1 protein-coding gene is annotated in these 810 nt (G+C 42.3%); it reads right to left on the bottom strand.

Annotation, left to right across the window (positions count from 1 at the left end):
* Nucleotides 1-810, bottom strand: an 810-nt coding sequence (locus tag HMPREF9096_RS08960) for an IS1595 family transposase (protein ID WP_253269212.1), incomplete at both ends; no start/stop codon positions are given.

Genomic DNA, 810 nt, shown 5'->3' with positions numbered 1-810 from the left:
AACAGCGTTGAAGTACATCAGAGAATAAGTCACCGTTTGATTTTCTACGATTATCCGACATAAACGCGGCTTGATTGGCGTAATGCAGGGCGTATTTATTATCGGTTTTGTGATGTACGCCACGATGCAAATCACGAAAACGTGCGTTAAAGGATTCCGCAAGATTGTTGTTTATGCCTTTGGCACTAAAGGCTTCTTGATGATTGACCGACCAACACGTGTAATGGAAATTGAGGTTGTTATAGGCTGGATTTTCATCGCACATAATATCGCTGCCTGCGGTGATGAAACGTTGATTTAAGGCGAATACAGTGTCAGCGTTTTCGGTATAATCCATTGCCACGATGGTGCGGTTTGAACCCCACATTTGTTCATCATTGGCGGAACGTTGGTTAAGGCTGATAATGCAGCGTTTAGTTGCTCTAAATTTAGGATATTTGCGACCTTTCTCATCGGCTTTTTGACGTTGTTTATAATTTTTTTTACGGTAGTTTGGCTTGTGTAGCGTGAAGTTAATCCAGGTTCCATCTTCGTGAATTTCGCCTTGCATTGGGCGTAAATCACGCGTTTTGAACAGGGCTTCACGCAACTTGTGGCAAAGTACGAAAGCCGTTTTGTAATTGATGTTGAGGTGGCGACTAATATTAATAGCACTAATGCCTTTTGAGCTATTTACCATCAGTAAAGTGGCGGCAAGAATATCGACCAACGGGAGTTTATGAAAAGAGAAAATGGTGTTGGTGGTAACGTAAAAATGACGTTGGCAATACTTGCAGCACCAGCGTTTGCGAGATTCGAGAAAATAGGCGT

It is taken from the genome of Haemophilus sp. oral taxon 851 str. F0397 (assembly GCF_000242295.1).
GTDB lineage: Bacteria > Pseudomonadota > Gammaproteobacteria > Enterobacterales > Pasteurellaceae > Haemophilus.
Note: the sequence above shows the minus strand (reverse complement) of the source record. Positions and strands in the feature narration are given on the sequence as shown.